Origin of the sequence: Pseudomonas sp. GM79, from assembly GCF_000282495.1 — a bacterium.
Lineage (GTDB): Bacteria > Pseudomonadota > Gammaproteobacteria > Pseudomonadales > Pseudomonadaceae > Aquipseudomonas.
The window spans coordinates 68,877-87,308 of sequence record NZ_AKJE01000032.1; the positions used below are offsets into that span (position 1 = coordinate 68,877).

At 57.1% G+C, this 18,432-nt stretch carries 13 protein-coding genes and 1 pseudogene; 8 read left to right on the forward strand and 6 right to left on the reverse strand.

All coding sequences use genetic code 11. The features are described 5' to 3' along the window. Positions 1–5: 5 nt before the first annotated feature. Complete coding sequence (locus tag PMI36_RS20620) at positions 6–1,667, forward strand: ATP-binding protein (protein WP_443216688.1); 1,662 nt, start codon at positions 6–8, stop codon at positions 1,665–1,667. Between the two features lie 133 nt (positions 1,668–1,800). On the opposite strand, the gene PMI36_RS20615 is transcribed toward PMI36_RS20620, so the two are convergent. From PMI36_RS20615 to PMI36_RS20600, 5 genes and pseudogenes are all read right to left on the reverse strand, one after another. Next, the gene (locus PMI36_RS20615) at positions 1,801–2,178 is read right to left on the reverse strand and encodes a response regulator (protein ID WP_008069938.1); all 378 of its coding nucleotides are present in this window, start codon (positions 2,176–2,178) and stop codon (positions 1,801–1,803) included. A gap of 44 nt (positions 2,179–2,222) precedes the next feature. Further along, positions 2,223–3,437: a hybrid sensor histidine kinase/response regulator gene (locus PMI36_RS20610; protein ID WP_008069940.1), complete on the reverse strand. Its 1,215-nt coding sequence runs from the start codon at positions 3,435–3,437 to the stop codon at positions 2,223–2,225. Next, a pseudogene (locus PMI36_RS32420) lies at positions 3,431–3,517 on the reverse strand (chemotaxis protein CheB); the annotation flags it as partial. The gene PMI36_RS20610 and the pseudogene PMI36_RS32420, both read right to left, overlap by 7 nt. Beyond that, on the reverse strand, positions 3,514–4,329 hold the full coding sequence (locus PMI36_RS20605; protein ID WP_008069942.1) for a CheR family methyltransferase: 816 nt from the start codon (positions 4,327–4,329) through the stop codon (positions 3,514–3,516). The pseudogene PMI36_RS32420 and the gene PMI36_RS20605, both read right to left, overlap by 4 nt. Continuing rightward, the gene (locus PMI36_RS20600; protein ID WP_008069943.1) at positions 4,329–7,820 is read right to left on the reverse strand and encodes a response regulator; all 3,492 of its coding nucleotides are present in this window, start codon (positions 7,818–7,820) and stop codon (positions 4,329–4,331) included. Before PMI36_RS20600 ends, PMI36_RS20605 begins: the two co-directional genes overlap by 1 nt. Before the next feature lie 260 nt (positions 7,821–8,080). Between PMI36_RS20600 and PMI36_RS20595 the strand changes: the two genes are divergently transcribed. After that, a complete protein-coding gene (locus tag PMI36_RS20595) occupies positions 8,081–8,449 on the forward strand; it encodes a response regulator (protein ID WP_008069945.1) in 369 nt (122 codons plus the stop codon). A 6-nt stretch (positions 8,450–8,455) separates the two neighbouring features. Here the strand turns inward: PMI36_RS20595 and PMI36_RS20590 are convergent, their stop codons facing one another. Continuing rightward, complete coding sequence (locus PMI36_RS20590; protein ID WP_008069947.1) at positions 8,456–10,807, reverse strand: hypothetical protein; 2,352 nt, start codon at positions 10,805–10,807, stop codon at positions 8,456–8,458. 385 nt (positions 10,808–11,192) lie between these two features. Between PMI36_RS20590 and PMI36_RS20585 the strand changes: the two genes are divergently transcribed. The 6 genes from PMI36_RS20585 (at position 11,193) to PMI36_RS20560 (ending at position 18,428) form a co-directional block, all read left to right on the forward strand. Further along, a complete protein-coding gene (locus PMI36_RS20585) occupies positions 11,193–12,485 on the forward strand; it encodes a glycosyltransferase (protein ID WP_008069949.1) in 1,293 nt (430 codons plus the stop codon). A 256-nt stretch (positions 12,486–12,741) separates the two neighbouring features. Continuing rightward, positions 12,742–13,647 carry an AraC family transcriptional regulator gene (locus PMI36_RS20580; protein ID WP_008069952.1) on the forward strand — a complete coding sequence of 302 codons (906 nt, stop codon included), beginning with the start codon at positions 12,742–12,744 and terminating at the stop codon, positions 13,645–13,647. Positions 13,648–13,964: 317 nt separating this feature from the next. Continuing rightward, entirely contained in the window at positions 13,965–15,287 is a 1,323-nt protein-coding gene (locus tag PMI36_RS20575; RefSeq protein ID WP_008069954.1) for an ABC transporter substrate-binding protein, read from the forward strand. A 136-nt stretch (positions 15,288–15,423) separates the two neighbouring features. Next, on the forward strand, positions 15,424–16,350 hold the full coding sequence (locus PMI36_RS20570) for a carbohydrate ABC transporter permease (RefSeq protein ID WP_008069955.1): 927 nt from the start codon (positions 15,424–15,426) through the stop codon (positions 16,348–16,350). A gap of 10 nt (positions 16,351–16,360) precedes the next feature. Further along, positions 16,361–17,191, forward strand: a complete 831-nt coding sequence (locus PMI36_RS20565; protein ID WP_007905617.1) for a carbohydrate ABC transporter permease — start codon at positions 16,361–16,363, stop codon at positions 17,189–17,191. A gap of 133 nt (positions 17,192–17,324) precedes the next feature. Next, positions 17,325–18,428 carry an ABC transporter ATP-binding protein gene (locus tag PMI36_RS20560; protein WP_008069957.1) on the forward strand — a complete coding sequence of 368 codons (1,104 nt, stop codon included), beginning with the start codon at positions 17,325–17,327 and terminating at the stop codon, positions 18,426–18,428. Positions 18,429–18,432 lie beyond the last annotated feature (4 nt).

Below are 18,432 nucleotides of genomic sequence, written 5' to 3' on the forward strand. Positions count from 1 at the left end.
CGGTCATGGAGGCAATGTCCGAGCGTGCGATCATTCTTGCGCCGTTGGGACGCGACAGCCAGATCGCGCTGATGATGCTCAACGAGGCAGGGGTCGACGGGGTCATCACCCGGGATCTGGGCGCGTTGTGCAATGAGCTGTCGCTAGGTGCCGGCCTGCTGGTGATTGCTTCCGAGGCCTTATTGGGCGCCGACCTTGAACCGCTGCTGGGTCTGATCGAACAGCAACCGGCGTGGTCGGATCTGCCGATCGTGCTGCTGACCCACCACGGTGGCCCGGAGCAGAACCCTGCGTCGCGACTCGGTTCGCAGTTGGGCAACGTGACTTTCCTTGAGCGCCCGTTCCATCCGGTCACGCTGATCAGCCTGGTCACCACGGCGTTGCGCGGGCGACGACGGCAGTATGAAGCCAGGGACCGGTTGATTGATCTGAGCCAAAGTGAACTGCGCCTGCAAAACACGCTGGAAACCCTCGAGCAACAGGTCGAGGAACGCACCGCACAACTGCGCCTCAACGAGGAGGTCCTCAGGCAGTCGCAGAAAATGGAAGCGGTCGGCCAACTCACCGGCGGCATTGCCCACGACTTCAACAATATGCTGACCGGCATCATCGGCAGCCTGGAACTGCTGCGTCGACGCCTGGCGCGCGGACGCACCGAAGACCTGGACAGTCTGATCGATCTTGGAGTGACCTCCGCCAACCGCGCGGCGGGCCTGACGCATCGTCTGCTAGCGTTCTCTCGGCGTCAGTCGCTGGATTCAAAACCGGTGCAGATGAACACCCTTGTGGTGTCCATGGGCGAGCTGTTGCTACGCAGCATCAACGAGAGCATTCACCTGGAAATGCAGCTGGACGAGCAACTGTGGGTCGCCGAGGCAGACCCCAACCAACTCGAAAGCGCCCTGCTCAACCTGGTGCTCAACGCCCGGGATGCCATGCCCGACGGCGGAAAGCTGCTGGTCAAAACCTCCAATCAGCATCTGGATACAGGGTTCACCGCGGCACACAGCAATCTGCAACCGGGCGATTACATCGTCCTGAGCGTCACCGATACCGGTTACGGCATGCCGCAAAGCACCATCAACCGGGCCTTTGATCCCTTCTTCACGACCAAACCCATTGGCCAGGGCACGGGCCTGGGGTTGTCGATGATTTACGGTTTCAGCAAGCAGTCCGGCGGCCATGCGAGCATTCACAGTGAAGTCGGAAAAGGCACCACGGTCAGTCTGTTTTTGCCGCGTTTCAGCGGCGAATTGGTCCAGGACACCCAAATCGATGCCCAACACGCTCCTTACGCCCGAGACGGCGAAACCGTGCTGATCGTCGAGGACGATCCCGCCGTGCGAGTTCTGGTCAGTGCCGTATTGAGTGAATTGGGCTACGCCTTTGTTGAAGCGTGCGACGCCGACAGCGCCGTGCCGATTCTCGACTCCGGTCAGCGAATCGACCTGTTGATCAGCGACGTGGGGCTGCCGGGCATGAACGGCCGGCAACTGGCGGAAATCGGCCGGCAGTATCGGCCTGATCTCAAGGTATTGTTCATCACCGGGTATGCCGAACACGCCGCCGTGCGCGGTGGCTTTCTTGACCCCGGCATGCAGATGATCACCAAGCCGTTCACCTTCGATTTGTTGACGGCGAAGGTGCGGGAGATGATCAGAATCTGAGAGATTCTCGTGTAGGAGCTGCCGAAGGCTGCGATCTTTTGATCCTGGGCCGTCGCGCAAGCGCAAAAAGATCAAAAGATCAAAAGATCAAAAGATCGCAGCCTGCGGCAGCTCCTACGGGGGCCCGCCGTCTTCAGGACAGCATGTCCTGCATAATCTGTTGCAGCACATCCAGATCGAACGGCTTGCCCAGGATCGGCGCTTTGCGGGTGATCGGGCTGTCGGTCTCGCGAATTTCCTGCGGGTAGCCGCTGATGAAAATGACCTTGAGCTCCGGTCGCAGCTTCACGGCGGGTTCGGCGATCTGCACGCCAGTGATTCCCCCCGGTAAGCGGAAGTCGGTGATCATCATGTCCAGATGCGGCTTGCTCGCCAGAATTTCAAAGGCCTGCTCGCCGTTTTCGGCTTGCAGCACCCGGTACCCCTCACCCGACAAGTAAGCAGACAGCACCATCAAGATCGAAGGGTCATCCTCGACGATCAGTACCACATCTTGTGCATCTTCACTCATGGAAAGCCTTTGTTCGGTCAATAGCTGCTGATACGACCGTGCGGTCACTCAGAGGTTGCGTTAATCGGGCTGTTTTCCTGCAGCGGCAGACAAACGCGAAACAAGGCGCCTTCGCCAATCCGGCTCTCGACGGTGATGGAGCCACCGTGGGCGGCGACAATCTGCTCCGAAATAAATAACCCAAGGCCCAGTCCCGCTACAACGGCCTTGGCGCAAACCCGTTCGAACTGCTGAAAAATGCGCTGCTGATCCTCTTCACTGATCCCGATACCGCGATCCTGAACCTCAACCCACGCTTGCCCGTCCTGATTGTACACGCGTACGTCGATCAGGCTCTTGGCGCCATAACGCAGCGCATTGGTCAACAAGTTGGAGACCACTTGTTCGATACGGAATTCGTCCCAGTGCCCCATCACCGGCTGCTCGGCCGTCAAGGTCACCGACGACTCTGCGGCCTCGACCTGCGGGGCAAAGTTTTGCAGAAGATTGTTCACCAGTTGTACAAGGTCAAACCGACTGGGGCGGATCGACAGCTTGCCGGTGCGGATCCGCGACACATCGAGCATGTCTTCGATCAGGCGGATCAGGCTTTTGATCTGCCGCTCGTCGCGGTCGACCATGGCGTGCATCTTGTCCAGCGTGAATGCCGCGGCGTTATTGCGGGCCAGGTGCATTTTACGCAACTGGGTTTCGAGAATCAGGCCATTGAGCGGCGTACGGACTTCGTGGGCCACGATAGACATGAAGTCATCACGCATGCGCACCGCCTGCTCCAGCTCATTCTGGGTGTTCTGCAACTGTTTGAGCAGCGCCTCCTGCTCCCGTCGACTTTGCTCCAGCGCTTCGACCTGATGCTTCATCGCTTTGCTCTGGCGATACAGGTCGACGAAGACATTGACCTTGCTCTTGACCGCATGAACATCCAGCGGCTTGTGCAAGAAGTCTACCGCACCGCTTTCATAGCCCTTGAACGCGTAATTAAGCTCGCGGCCGGCGGCGCTGACGAACACAATCGGGATGTTTTTGGTTTTTTCCGTGCCGCGCATCAACTCGGCCAGCTCGAAGCCGTTCATGCCGGGCATCTGCACATCAAGAATGGCCATGGCGAATTCATGCTGCAGCAACAGCGACAAGGCTTCGTCGGCGGACAGGGCTTTGTAGACGATACGGTCTTCACGCCTGATCAATGCATCGAGCGCCAGAAGGTTTTCCGGCAGGTCGTCGACGATCAGTAATTTGGCCAGGACATTACTTAACATGCGATTCGTTCCAGCTCGACAAACAGACGGCCAATGCCGCGAAGATCCAGCCGATGAGTATCCAGCACTGCCCTATTCATGATTTGCGATAGATCCGTTCTGGTTTGACCAATGCTTCAAATTGATTGCCATAGGCCGAGAAATCCAGGGTTTCCTTACTGCCCAGTGCCAGAAAACCCCGATGACACAGCGATTCGTGAAACAAGCCCAATGCACGACCCTGAAGCTTTTTATTGAAATAAATCAATACATTACGACATGAAATTAATTGAGTTTCCGAGAACACACTGTCGGTGGCCAGGCTGTGATCGGCGAAGGTCACGTTGTCGCACAGGCTCTTGTCGAAAATCGCATAACCATAGGCCGCCGTGTAGTAATCGGCGAACGACCGCTGACCACCGGCCTGCTGGTAGTTGTGAGTGTAGGCCCGGACGTTCTCCAGGGAGAAAATCCCTTGCCGCGCTTTATCCAGCGAGTGCGGGTTGATGTCGGTGGCATAGAGGATGGTGCGATCCAGCAGGCCTTCTTCGCGCAGCAGAATCGCCATCGAATAGACCTCTTCACCAGTGCTGCAACCGGCGATCCAGACCTTGATCGACGGATAAGTCTTGAGCAGTGGCACCACTTCCTGACGTAGCGCCAGGAAATGCGAAGGGTCGCGGAACATTTCACTGACCGGAATCGTCAGCAATTGCAGCAATTGCATGAACGCGGACGGATCATGCAGAACCTTCTCTTGCAGCGCCGAGATGGTTTTGCACTCGAACTGACTCAAGGCGTGATTGACCCGGCGTTTGATCGACGCGCTGGAGTAATCGCGAAAATCGTAGCTGTACTTGAGGTAGATCGCCTCGATCAATAAGCGCAATTCGATGTCGGTGCCGCGCTCCACTAGATTCGTTCCATCTTCGGTAACCACACACGAATCAAAGAGAACAGGCGGTCCAGGTCGATAGGCTTGGCCAGGTAGTCGTTGGAACCGGCCTGCAAGCAGCGCTCCTGATCGTCCTTCATCGCCTTGGCCGTCACCGCAATGATCGGCAGCTTGCGCCAGCGCGGGTCCTTGCGGATTTCGAGGGTGGCTTCGAAACCATCCATTTCCGGCATCATCACGTCCATCAGCACCAGGTCAATGTCCTCGACTTCATTCAATTTCTCGATCGCCTCACGGCCGGTGCGGCCAATGACCACGACGGCGCCCTTTTGCTCCAATGCACTGGTGAGGGCGAAGATGTTGCGTACATCGTCGTCCACCAACAGCACTTTACGGCCCTCGAAAACCTTGTCGCGGCTGCGGGCGATCTTGAGCATCGTCTGACGCTCCTGAGACAAGCGGGATTCGACCTTGTGCAGAAAAAGTGTCACTTCGTCCAACAACCGCTCGGGCGAGCGCGCGCCCTTGATGATGATCGAACGCGAATACTTGCGCAGCTCGGTCTCTTCGTCCCGGGTCAGGTTACGTCCGGTATAGACGATCACCGGCGGGAACGAGCAGATATCCTCGGTGGACATGCGTTTGAGCAAGTCGTTGCCGAGCATGTCTGGCAGCTTCAGGTCGATGATCATGCAGTCGAAAATCGTGGTGCGCAGCAAGTCCAGCGCATCCTGCGCCAGGCCGACAGCGGTGATTTCAATGTCCTCGTCGCCGATCAGCCGGGCGATGCTGTCGCGTTGCACATCGTCGTCTTCAACCAGCAAGACCCGTTTGACCTTCTGCGTCAGTTTGGCTTCGAGGCGGGCAAATACATCCTTGAGCTCCTCGCGGGTGGTGGGCTTGACCGCATAACCGATGGCGCCCATGTGCATGGCCGCCTCGACACGGTCTTCGACCGAAATCACGTGCACCGGGATGTGCCGGGTTTCGGCATGTTCTTTCAGGCGCTGCAATACCGTCAGCCCGGAGTGATCCGGCAGGCGCATGTCCAGCAGAATCGCATCAGGGAGGAACTGCATGGCCAGGTCGTAGCCTTCGTCGGCGCCGTGGGCCACCAGGCACTGGTAACCCAGTTCATGGGCCAGATCGTAAAGAATGTGCGCAAAGTTTGGCTCATCCTCCACGACCAGGATGCAGCGAGTAGCGAATGGCGCCTTGTTGCGATCATCGTCGAAACGCGGAATATCGACGGCGGCAATCAGCGGCCCAGGCGCAGCAACCATGGCGCTTGGGGGCATGACAACCGGCGTGGCTTCCATCGCATCGACAGGCCCGTCGCCCGGCTCGACGTATTGCTGCGGTAGCACCAGGGTGAACACACTGCCCTGCCCAGGCCTACTGGTCACACTGATCGAGCCGCCCAACAAGATGGCCAGATCACGCGAAATCGACAAACCCAGGCCGGTGCCGCCGTAACGACGATTGATGGTGCCATCGGCCTGACGGAAGGCTTCGAAAATGCTTTCCTGCTGATCCGGCGCAATACCGATGCCCGAATCGCGGACAATAAAAGCGATGCCGTTGCCCGGCTGAGCAGCGACGCTCAGGTTGACGGTGCCCTTTTCGGTGAACTTCACCGCGTTGGACAGCAGATTCTTGATCACTTGCTCCAGCCGCTGGCGATCGGTGAGCAGCATCAGCGGTGCATCGGCCTGCAACTGGATCTGCAGATCCAGGTTCTTTTGCGCAGCCAATGGCTGGAACATGCCTCGCAGGCCTTCCACCAGACGCGCAACACTGGTGTTCTCCGGACGTACCTCAAGCTTGCCGGCCTCGACCTTGGAAATGTCGAGAATGTCGTTGATCAGGTTAAGCAAGTCATTACCAGCGGAATAGATCGACTCGGCGAACTTGACCTGCTCGGCGCTGAGGTTTTCCTGCGGGTTTTCCGCCAGCAGTTTGGCCAGAATCAATGAACTGTTCAGCGGCGTGCGCAGTTCGTGGGACATGTTGGCGAGGAATTCGGACTTGTATTTGCTTGAGCGCTGCAATTCTTCGGCGCGCGCTTCGAGCTCAACTTGAGCCAGATTCAGTTCGGTGTTCTTCAGGTCCATGGCATCGCGTTGCGCGGCCAGGATCTGCCCCTGCTCGGCGAGTTGTTCGTTGGTTTGCTCCAGCGCTACCTGCTGGGTTTCCAAGTGAGTCTGGGATTCCTTGAGAATCCGCGACTGCTCTTCCAGCTCCTCGTTGGCGGTCTTGAGTTCTTCTTGCTGAACTTGCAGCTCTTCGTTGAGTTGCTGGGCTTCGGCCAGCACTTCCTGCAAGCGCTGGCGATAGCGGGCGGCCTCGATCGAGGTGCCGATGTTACCGGCAATCAATTCGAGCAGTTCGACATCGCGATCCGACAGCGGGCGCAGGAACCCCAGTTCGATCACACCATTGACCCGATCGTCGTCGCTGGTCGGCACCACCAGCACGCTGTGCGGTAAACCTTCGCCCAGGCCGGAGCTGACTTTGAAGTAGTCGCCGGGAACGTTATCCAGACGAATCAAACGCGCCTGTTGCGCCACCTGGCCGACAATCCCTTCGCCACTGTAGATCAGCTGTTCAAGCGCTTCCTGTTCCCGGGAGAAACCGTAAGACGCGATACGCTTCAGGCCACCATGATCCTCACGGACATAGATCGCCGCGACAGCCGTGCCTAAATATTGGGCACAGAACTGCAAAATGTTGCGCCCCAACACATTGAGAGATAGCTGCCCCAGGACTTGCTCGGCCAGTTCGGTCTGGCCGTTACGTAACCAGGCTTGCTGTTCCAGGCGCCGGGCACTGGCCTGTTGTCCGGCGAGATTGGTGCTGTAACTTTGCGACAGTTTGAGCAAGTCCCGACGGCCAATGTAGGCCAGCAACCCGCTGATAGCGGCCACGAACAGCAGATAAAGGGCGATGCTCCAGATCGTGGTGCGGCGCACTTCCTCGTTACGAGTGGCACGCAACTGCTGCTCCAGGTCGATAACGTCTTCGAACTGCTTGCGGATCTCATCGGTCAGCCGTTTGCCGCGTCCGGCCTTGACGACGCCACGGTAGTCACCGCTGGCGCGCTGCAGATCGATCATCGATTGCGCGTAATTGGCCCATTCTGTCTGCAAGGCCTGGAGCCGGCGCAGACGATCGGTCTGGACCGGATTGTCGGCGGTCAATTCAAGCAAGGTATTGAGCGCGACGGCGATTCTGGGCTTGGCCGTCTCGTAGGGATCGAGGAAATGTTCGTCGCCACTGAGCAGGAACCCACGCATGCCGGTTTCCAGATCGACGGTCAGCTTTATCGCCTCATTGGCATTATTGATCACCCGGTCGGTGTGCTGGACCCACTGAATCACCGACAGCAGGTAGGTGATCAGCGAAACGAAGAAAACCGCACTGATGACGCCGACACCCAGCGGCAGGCTGACGTTGCGGCTCAGGAGTTTACGGAATCGTTGCTCATCAACCGAGGACGCAGAGGTCATGGGGAAGCCTTGTCGTACTGTTGAAAAGCATCGAGTCTGCCCCAAAACGGCCGGGGCCATCCATTTTTCTGACATGTTTTGCGGCAAAAACCTGCATTTAGCTGCTCTGGGACAAAGGAGCGGTTATTCTCTGTGGCTCTTGTGCGGCTATTGTCTTTGTAACGCGTCGGGAACCTGTCGTGATTCATCACTCAATCACGCAAGAACCCGGCGGTTTCGATTGTCCGGCAACCGCGAATTCAACCTTTGAGAGCCCCACTATGTCCGCTGACCCCTCCACCATTCTAGTCGTCGAAGACGATGCCATCGTGCGCACGCTGATCGTCGATGTGCTGGAGGAGCTCGAATACAAGGTGCTTGCCGCGGATGGCTGTGAAGCGGCGCTGGAGTTCATCAATGATGAAGACCAGTACATCGACTTGATGATGACGGATGTAGGGTTGCCGGTCATGGACGGTCGGGAACTGGCGAAGCAGGCACGCATGCTGCGTCCCGAATTGCCGATTCTGTTCGCCAGCGGCTATGCCGAAAGCATCGAGGTGCCAGACGGCATGTATCTCATCGGCAAGCCATTCTCTATCGATCAGTTGCGGGACAAGGTCAAGGGTATTTTGTCGCCTGGCCAATAACGCGACTCAAGCACTCGGGCGTTTGCGTTTAGCCTCCTGCCGCTCTCGGAAAGCGACGATGTCATTGGCATCCACTTTAGCCGGTAGTCGTGCAGGCGTCGGGGTAGTGTCTGGCACAGGCGGCACAGGCGGCACTGCTTCCTGCTCGGCCACCGCCTCGTTACCAAAATCGACGCCAGCAAGTCCGTTGATATCAGTCAGCGGCTGGCGGAATTTATTTCCCAGGTCTCGACCACTGCCTTTCAATGGATTGACCTCACTCGCCATCAGCGCTCGATTGATCGCTTTGGGGTTGGGAATGAACGTTCCGGCCTTGTCATAGGCGCCGAGAATCAAGGCAGGCGGTAGATCGACGGCATAGTTGATTTCCAAAGGCGGCAGTTGTTTCAACCCGGAGTTTGGGCGAAACGCTAGTTCGGTATTGGCATACAAATGGAATCCCTCCAACTGACGAGCATCGACGAAATAGGTGTAGCCGCCTTTTTGGCCACCGTAGACAAAGGCACCTGCGCCGTCTTTCTTGTAAAAAGCCGAGGTCGAAATCCCGGCGCCATCAAGATCGAGCGCATCGTGAGCACCTCCATAGCCACCTTTGAAGCCGTTAACCTGTTTGAGATCCCTGATTGGCGTGCGTTGAGTAAACCCTTTTTCAAAGATTATCTTCGTGTCGCGCGTGTCCCCGCGGAACACGAAACCTTGATAGACAAAACCTTTTTCCGGCCCGGAAAGTCTCACCACCTGTGAGCTCGTCGCAAGGGACTGCGCCACATTAGGCCCGCCCGCCAACTCTGACAGGTAGCCTGCGACGAGCACCCCCTTGCCTGCATCCGGTATTTCTTTGCCAGCAGTACTCGCCAACTGATGGCTGATGCTGCCTGCGGGGCTGCGCACCAACGAGGGTCTATTGCTGCGCTTAAGCGTTTCAAGCACTCGGCGGCTGATGTTTTTCTTGGCCACGATGGAAAGCGCTTTACCCAAAAGTTTTTCCGCAATGGGGCCGGCGAGTTCAGACAAAACTCCGATCGCTGCGTTGATCCTCAAACGTTCCGCCTCGGAAGGGTCATCAGAGATTTCGGCACGGATCAGATCAGTTGCCGATGCCCCAATTCCCAACAGGAAGGGAATCAGCATACGAATCGGTGCAGACACCAAAGCCGCCGTTCCTCCGGTAGGGATCGAAACTGCGAACGCAATGCATTGCAGCAGATACCCGGCGACTTCCAACGCAATATCGGTCATACGCTCGGCGTGGGTTGATACCAATGTATCGATGTCCGCCAACGCTCGCTCGATCTGCCGGTCGAAAAGGTCTTTGCCAATGTCAATGCTGGATCGAAATACAATCTCTCGATAGTTTGGGCGCGTCGCGAACGGGGGAAATTCCATTCCCCGATATTTGAAATCACGGACGTAAGGTTTTTGTTGCGCGCTCAATGGAACACGCTTCAGCAGACGCTTTTGCAGTTCCGGATGGTTTTCCAGAAACCTTCCGCGCTCGTCATGCCCGGCGGGAAATTCGATGGCCGCACTGTCTTCGCCCAGAAAAAACAACACACCGCGATCCAGATTGCTGCGCCCGATAAACACGGCATTATCGACCTCAAGATCCGGGTCGCTGTGCAAGTTAAGAAGGCGCGCAGGGATCAAGCCTCTGAGATACTCAAAGGCAATCATCCTGTCTTCCATTGAGCGAGCGTCACTCTTGATGAACTCTACGACCAGCTTGTTGAGTTCGGCTTTTTTTAGCAGTCGCCCAAAAGCGTACGCCGCAGGATGCTGTAAGCTTTCGGCAACATACTTTTTGAAGTCAGCCTGATAGTCGGCCCCCTCCAACGTCTTTACAAGCTTGGCAGGATAATAGGAAGGCCATTGTATTTCAGAGTACCCTCTGTCTTTCAGCACACGATAATGATAGCCGGTGCATAGTTCTGCCAATGTAAATGTTCGCTCCTTCCAGTTGGCGGGATCCTTTTCGGCTTTAAGCATGTCACTGCGATTGGGTTGTTTAACCTCTATATATTTAATCGTCACTTTTGAATCATGACTTATCCGCGACCTGTTTTTTTCGTCAGGCACTAACGCTTGCACCGCCTCATTAATGCGATCACGAATAAAATAGGCAGGATCAAAGCTGGCGGGGTCAGCGACGACCGAACAGCCATGCAATATTTCATCACTCAGTTCTTTCACATTAACACCATCGACATCTCTGTCATCGAGCGAACTGATTTCGAATGTTCTGGTTTTCGCGATTGGCACAGGCTCTTCCTCCTCCACATCACTTAGGGGGGCCAGCAGCCATAGAAGCGAGTATTGATCTTCGGCATTATCGTAAATACCAGGCAACTCCATTTTCATAACGTATTCCTGCGAGCAGCAACAAAGCACGAACTGCACTTTTCCATTACTGCAAGCCAGGCACAAGCGTAATCATCCCCAACTAAATAACAAACCGTAGATATGTTATTAATATTTACAACGCAACCAAAAACCTTAGTTATATTTTTTGACCTGCATGCAATGACAGTAAAGAACGTTACTGCTCGCAACCGGCGACAGCGACTCGGCATGGCCAGGCGAGAGGTGAACTCTGGGCTGTCCAGGAATAATGAATAGTCCCTTGTCATTGGTTGCTTGAAAAATTCACACCGTCGTGTGATTCCACGCAGGAATAAAATTACCCAGCGCTGTGGTTTAATTGCGCCCTTTTCGCCCTATCGCTTGCCGCAAAGGATCCACCTTCATGCCCCCCCCGCCCATCACCAAAGTCCTAGTCATCGGATACGTCTGGCCCGAGCCCCGCTCTTCTGCGGCCAGTGGGCATGTGATGCAGATCCTCGAAACGTTCTTGCAGCAAGGCTGGGATATCACCTTCAGCAGTCCCGCCGGCCCCGGCGAGCACAAGGCCGATCTGACCGAGCTGGGCATCCGCGAAGTGCCGATCGAGTTGAACAGCAGCAGTTTCGACACCTTTGTCAGCGAACTGGCCCCGGATATCGTGTTGTTCGACCAGTTCATGATGGAGGAACAGTTCGGCTGGCGAGTAGAGAAACACTGCCCCGACGCCTTGCGCGTACTGGAGACTTCAGACCTGCAAAGCCTGCGGCATGCCCGGCACCAGCGGCTCAAGGAGCGCTTGAAGGCCAGTGACGACGCCAACGATTTCAGCGAGTTGTTCGCCCCGGCATTGCGTGAAGAGTTCGAGCTCATGGCCGATACCGACCTGGCGAAACGGGAGATCGCCGCGCTGTATCGCTGCGACTTGAACTTGATGATCTCCGAAGTGGAGATTGAATTGCTGGTCGAGCAGTTCGGGTTACCGCAACAACTGCTGCACTGGTGCCCGTTGATGGTCGAACCGCTGGCCACCGCATCGCCAGCCTTTGAAGACCGTGCGCATTTCCTCAGTATCGGTAACTTCCGCCACGCGCCCAACTGGGATGCCGTGCTCTGGATGAAAACCACGATCTGGCCGCTGATCCGTGCGCAGTTGCCAGAGGCGCAACTGCATATCTATGGCGCCTATACGCCGCCCAAAGCCACCGCCCTGCACAATGCGGCCCAAGGGTTTCATGTGATGAACTGGGCAGAAGATGCATTGCAAGTCATGTCCGCGGCGCGGGTATGCCTGGCGCCGTTACGCTTTGGTGCGGGTATCAAAGGCAAGATTGTCGACGCCATGCTGTGTGGCACGCCCAATGTCACTACCCCGATTGGCGCAGAAGCGATGCACCGCGAACAGCCGTGGCCAGGCGCCGTGACCCGAACCGCGCGTGAGTTCGCCGATGGTGCGGTTCGTCTTTATAAAGACAAAGAGCTCTGGATGAGCGCCCAATCCCATGGCCAGCAATTATTAGCCGATCGCTATCAGCCCGCGGTACATGGCCCGGCGCTGATCGAGAAGTTGTTGTATTGCCAGCAACATCTGACACAACTTAGAAGGGATAACTTTACCGGCAGCATGTTGCGCCATCATCATCACAAAAGCACTCAGTACATGGCCCAGTGGATCGAGGCAAAGAATCGAAACCAATAGTGATTGTTTTTAATCAAAACTGGTTTCTGATTGTCGAACCGCCAGCGTGATAAAAGCGAACAATCGAATCGAATAAACTTTCACACAGCCGCGTTATCAGTTGACCATGTCCGCTACTGCTGCATCGCCTCCGGCATGAAAGCCATCTATGGCCGTTCGTTGCATCACCGGTCCTGAACGGTCAACGTCACGGGCTGGTACAGAGAGCCTGGAAAGAGGCATGATCAACGGGCGATAACAATAAAAGTGCCCTGACATGAGCCGACCAGCCAGAGTTACCGATCCTTCCTACGAATTGATGGACGACCATAACGGGTTGTCCATCATCTATCGTCAGCACGGCTTCCCGTGCCCTTTGGTGCGCTGGCATTTCCACAAGGAATACGAGCTGCACCTGATCGTCGCCAGCTCCGGCAAGGTGTTCATCGGTGACTACATCGGTAACTTCTACCCGGAAACGCTGTTCCTGACCGGTCCCAACCTGCCCCACAACTGGATCAGCCAGGTGGCCGAAGACGAAGTGGTGCCCAAGCGCGACATGCTGGTCAATTTCACTGACGAACTGTTTGAAAGCGGTCATCAGGTGTTCGCCGAACTCAAGACGCTTGCACCCTTGCTGGAGCGCGCGCAGTACGGCATCGAGTTTCGCTGCAAGCGCACGATCCGCCAGGCCATGACCTTGATGCAGCGCATCGCCGACACCCGGGGCATGACCCGGCTCGGGCACTTTTTCATTCTGCTGGAGTTGCTGGCGGCGTCCGATGACTATCAGTTGCTGTCCGGTGCCACGACGCCGCAATTGGCCGATGAACACAACATCGACCGCACCAACCGGGCGGTGGATTACATCTTTGCCCACTACGCCCGGGAACTGCCGCTGGAAGAAGTCGCCGAGCACCTGGGCCTGAAGCCGACCTACTTCAGCCGAGTGTTCAAACAGGCCACCGGGCGCTGCTTCATCGAGTTCGTCAATCGCCTGCGCATCAGCAAATCCTGTGAGCTGCTGGCCGATGGCGACAAAACGGTGACCGATGTGTGTTTCGAATCGGGCTTCAATAATATTTCCAACTTCAACCGGCGCTTTCAACAGCTCAAGGGCATGACGCCGTCGCACTACCGGCGGTTGGCGGTGCAGCGTTTGACTGAGCAAAACCACGGTTAAAAGCAGGATCAAAAGATCGCAGCCTTCGGCAGCTCCTACAGGGATCGAGTGATTCTGTAGGAGCTGCCGAAGGCTGCGATCTTTTGATTTCGGCCGTATAAACCTGTACGGATTCAATCGGGGTTAACCGCTAAAACACCGTCCTCTGCGCTTCTCGCATTGAACCCCAGTGCAAAAAAGTATCGGTCACAGTGCGATGGATGATTTGTCACCCCATCGATTGAAGGCTGTAATCAGTGCACATTCTTCCTGCCCAGGAAGACACAAAAACAATAACTGTCCTTCTGTACCCGCCGGGTGCAGAAAAGGAGTGCACGATGCAACCTTCTGTAAAAGCTCTGCTTGCTCTCACCTGCATGACCCTCAGTAGCGTCAGCCTCGGCGCCCAGACCCTGACCATTGCCACCGTCAACAACAGCGACATGATCCGCATGCAAAAACTCTCGAAAACCTTCGAGGCCGAGCATCCGGAGATCAAGCTCAATTGGGTGGTGCTCGAAGAAAACGTGCTGCGCCAACGCCTGACCACCGACATCGCCACCCAGGGCGGGCAGTTCGATGTGTTGACCATCGGCATGTACGAAGCCGCACTCTGGGGCGCCAAGGGTTGGCTGGAACCGATGAAAGACTTGCCGGCCAGCTATGCCCTCGACGACGTGTTCCCTTCGGTGCGTGAAGGCCTTTCGGTCAAGGGCACGCTCTATGCCCTGCCGTTCTACGCGGAAAGCTCCATCACCTATTACCGCACCGACCTGTTCAAGGACGCCGGGCTGACCATGCCCGAACGCCCGACCTGGACTCAGATCGGCGAATTCGCCAGCAAACTCACCAACAAGGATAAAGAGCAGTACGGCATCTGCCTGCGTGGCAAGGCTGGCTGGGGCGAGAACATGGCGCTGATCACCACCGTCGCCAATGCTTACGGCGCACGCTGGTTCGATGAGCAGTGGAAACCGGAATTCATCGGCCCCGAATGGAAAAACGCGCTGAATTTCTACGTCGACACCATGAAGAAATCCGGCCCGCCGGGCGCCTCAAGCAACGGTTTCAACGAAAACCTGGCGCTGTTCAACAGCGGCAAATGTGCGATCTGGGTCGATGCCAGCGTCGCCGGTTCGTTCGTCACCGACAAGACCCAAAGCAAGGTCAGCGATCACGTCGGCTTCACCTACGCACCGCATGAAACCACCGACAAAGGTTCGGCCTGGTTGTATTCCTGGGCACTGGCCATTCCGACCAGTTCCAAGGCCAAGGACGCGGCGAAAACCTTCAGCGCCTGGGCCACCTCCAAGGAATACGGTGCGCTGGTCGCGGAAAAAGACGGCATCGCCAACGTGCCACCAGGCACTCGCGCCTCGACCTACACCGAGGCTTATATGAATGCCGCGCCGTTCGCCAAGGTGACGCTGGAATCGCTGAAGGCTGCGGACCCGAGTAAACCGTCCCTCAAGCCCGTGCCCTACATCGGCATCCAGTTGGTGACCATCCCTGAGTTCCAGGCCGTGGGCACCCAGGTCGGCAAGCTGTTTTCGGCGGCGCTGATCGGCCAGACCACGGTCGACCAGGCCCTGACCGCCGCCCAGTCAACCACCGAACGTGAGATGAAGCGCGCCGGTTATCCCAAAGTAACCGCGCAATAACAACTGTGGGAGCGGGCTTGCTCGCGAAGAGGCCGGTACATCCGATGCATCTTCAGCGATTAATACACCGCTTTCGCGAGCAAGCCCGCTCCCACATTGGATCTTCATTTGTCTGTTCTTAATCGGTTTTAACGCCATGAATATTTCAACTGTCAAAGCTCACATGGACATTGCCCAACCGGTCCGTAAAAGCCGGTTGACCAACCCCGGCTGGTTTCTGGTCAGCCCCTCGGTGGCGCTGTTGCTGCTGTGGATGATCGCGCCGCTGGGCATGACCGTCTATTTTTCAATGATCCGCTACAACCTGCTCTACCCCGGTGAAAACCAGTTCGTGGGGCTGGAAAACTTCAGCTACTTTTTGAGTGACTCAGGCTTTCTGCCCGGCGCCACCAACACCCTGTTGCTGGTGGGCAGTGTATTGCTGATCAGCGTGGTGTTCGGCGTATTGATCAGTGCGTTGCTGGAGGCCAGTGAGTTTCTCGGTCGCGGCATCGTGCGGGTGATGTTGATCTCGCCGTTCTTCATCATGCCCACCGTCGGTGCGCTGATCTGGAAAAACCTGATCTTCCATCCGGTCTCGGGGATTCTCGCCTACATCTGGAAACTGTTCGGCGCGCAACCGGTGGACTGGCTGGCGCACTACCCGCTGCTGTCGATCATCATCATTGTCTCGTGGCAATGGCTGCCCTTCGCGATCCTGATCCTGATGACTGCCATGCAGTCCCTCGATCAGGAACAGAAAGAAGCAGCGCGCCTGGACGGTGCCGGTCCGGTCGCGATCTTCTGGCACCTGACCCTGCCACACCTGGCCCGGCCGATTGCGGTGGTGGTGATGATCGAAACCATCTTCCTGCTGTCGGTGTTCGCCGAAATCTTCACCACCACCAACGGTGGCCCCGGCTACGCCTCGACCAACCTCGCCTACCTGATCTACAACCAGGCGCTGGTGCAGTTCGACGTCGGCATGGCGTCCGCCGGTGGTTTGATCGCGGTGTTGATTGCCAACGTTGCGGCCATCGTGCTGGTGCGAATGATCGGCAAAAACCTGACAGACAAAGCCTGAGGCCTGCGCCATGACTCTTCAACAATCCCGCCGCCTGCAAAGCCTGCTGCTCGGCACTCTGGCCTGGGCCATCGCGATCCTGATCTTCTTCCCGATCTTCTGGATGGTGCTGACCAGTTTCAAAACCGAAATCGATGCGTTCGCCACGCCGCCACAGTTCATCTTCACACCGACGCTGGAGAACTACCTGCACATCAACGAGCGCAGCGACTACTTCAGCTTCGCCTGGAACTCGGTGGTGATTTCCTTCAGCGCCACGGCCCTGTGCCTGCTGATCGCGGTGCCGGCGGCCTACTCCATGGCGTTCTACGAAACCCAGCGCACCAAAGGCACCCTGCTGTGGATGCTCTCGACCAAGATGCTGCCGCCAGTGGGCGTGCTGATGCCGATCTACCTGCTGGCCAAGAGTTTCGGCCTGCTGGACACGCGCATCGCGCTGATCGTGATTTACACGCTGATCAACCTGCCGATCGTGGTCTGGATGATTTACACCTACTTCAAAGACATCCCCAAGGACATCCTCGAAGCCGCACGCCTGGATGGCGCAACGCTGTGGCAGGAAATGGTCCGGGTGTTGCTGCCGATCGCCAAGGGCGGCCTGGCTTCCACGGTTCTGCTGTCGCTGATCCTGTGCTGGAACGAGGCGTTCTGGTCGCTGAACCTGACCTCGTCCCAGGCCGCGCCACTGACCGCGTTGATCGCCTCGTACTCAAGCCCCGAAGGTCTGTTCTGGGCCAAGTTATCGGCGGTGTCGACCCTGGCCTGTGCGCCGATCCTGATCTTCGGCTGGATCAGCCAGAAACAATTGGTCCGCGGCCTGTCGTTCGGCGCCGTGAAATGAAAAATCAAAAGCAAAAGATCGCAGCCTGCGGCAGCTCCTACAGGAGCACCGCATCGGCCGGACGTTCCGTGTAGGAGCTGCCGAAGGCTGCGATCTTTTGATCTTAAAAAACAACAATCGGAGGCCCATCATCATGGCCAACCTGAAAATCAAAAATCTGCAAAAAGGCTTCGAAGGTTTTTCCATCATCAAAGGCATCGACCTGGAAGTGAATGACAAGGAATTCGTGGTGTTCGTCGGCCCGTCGGGCTGCGGCAAGTCCACCCTGCTGCGGCTGATCGCCGGCCTTGAAGAAGTCAGCGGCGGCACCATCGAACTGGATGGCCGCGACATCACCGAAGTCAGCCCGGCCAAACGCGACCTGGCGATGGTGTTCCAGACCTACGCCTTGTACCCACACATGAGCGTGCGCAAAAACATGTCGTTCGCGCTGGACCTGGCCGGTGTAGCGAAAGCCGAAGTCGAGAAAAAAGTCGGCGAAGCGGCGCGCATCCTTGAACTCGGGCCGATGCTGGAGCGCAAGCCCAAGCAACTGTCCGGTGGTCAGCGTCAACGCGTGGCCATCGGCCGGGCGATCGTGCGCAACCCGAAAATTTTCCTGTTCGATGAACCGCTGTCCAACCTCGACGCCGCCCTGCGGGTGCAGATGCGCCTGGAACTGTTGCGCCTGCACAAAGAACTGCAAGCCACGATGATCTACGTGACCCACGACCAGGTCGAAGCGATGACCATGGCCGACAAAGTCGTCGTCCTCAATGGCGGCAAGATCGAGCAAGTCGGTTCGCCACTGGACCTGTATCACCAGCCGGCCAACCTGTTTGTCGCAGGCTTCCTCGGCACGCCGAAAATGGGCTTCCTAAAGGGCAAAATCACCCGCGTTAACGGCCCAAGCTGCGAAGTGCTGTTAGACGCCGGCACCCGCATTACCCTGCCGCTGAGCGGGGCGAATCTGAGTGTCGGCGGTGCGGTGACTTTAGGGATTCGTCCGGAACATCTTGAACTGGCGCAACCTGGCGACTGCACCCTGCAAGTCACTGCCGACGTCAGCGAACGCTTGGGCAGCGACACTTTCTGCCACGTCCTGACGTCATCCGGCGAAGCGCTGACCATGCGCGTTCGCGGCGATCTGGCCAGCCGTTATGGCGAAACCCTGAGCCTGCACCTGGATGCCGAACACTGCCATTTATTCGATGCCGACGGCGTGGCGCTGACCCGTCCACTGCGCGCCGCAGCCTGATCCG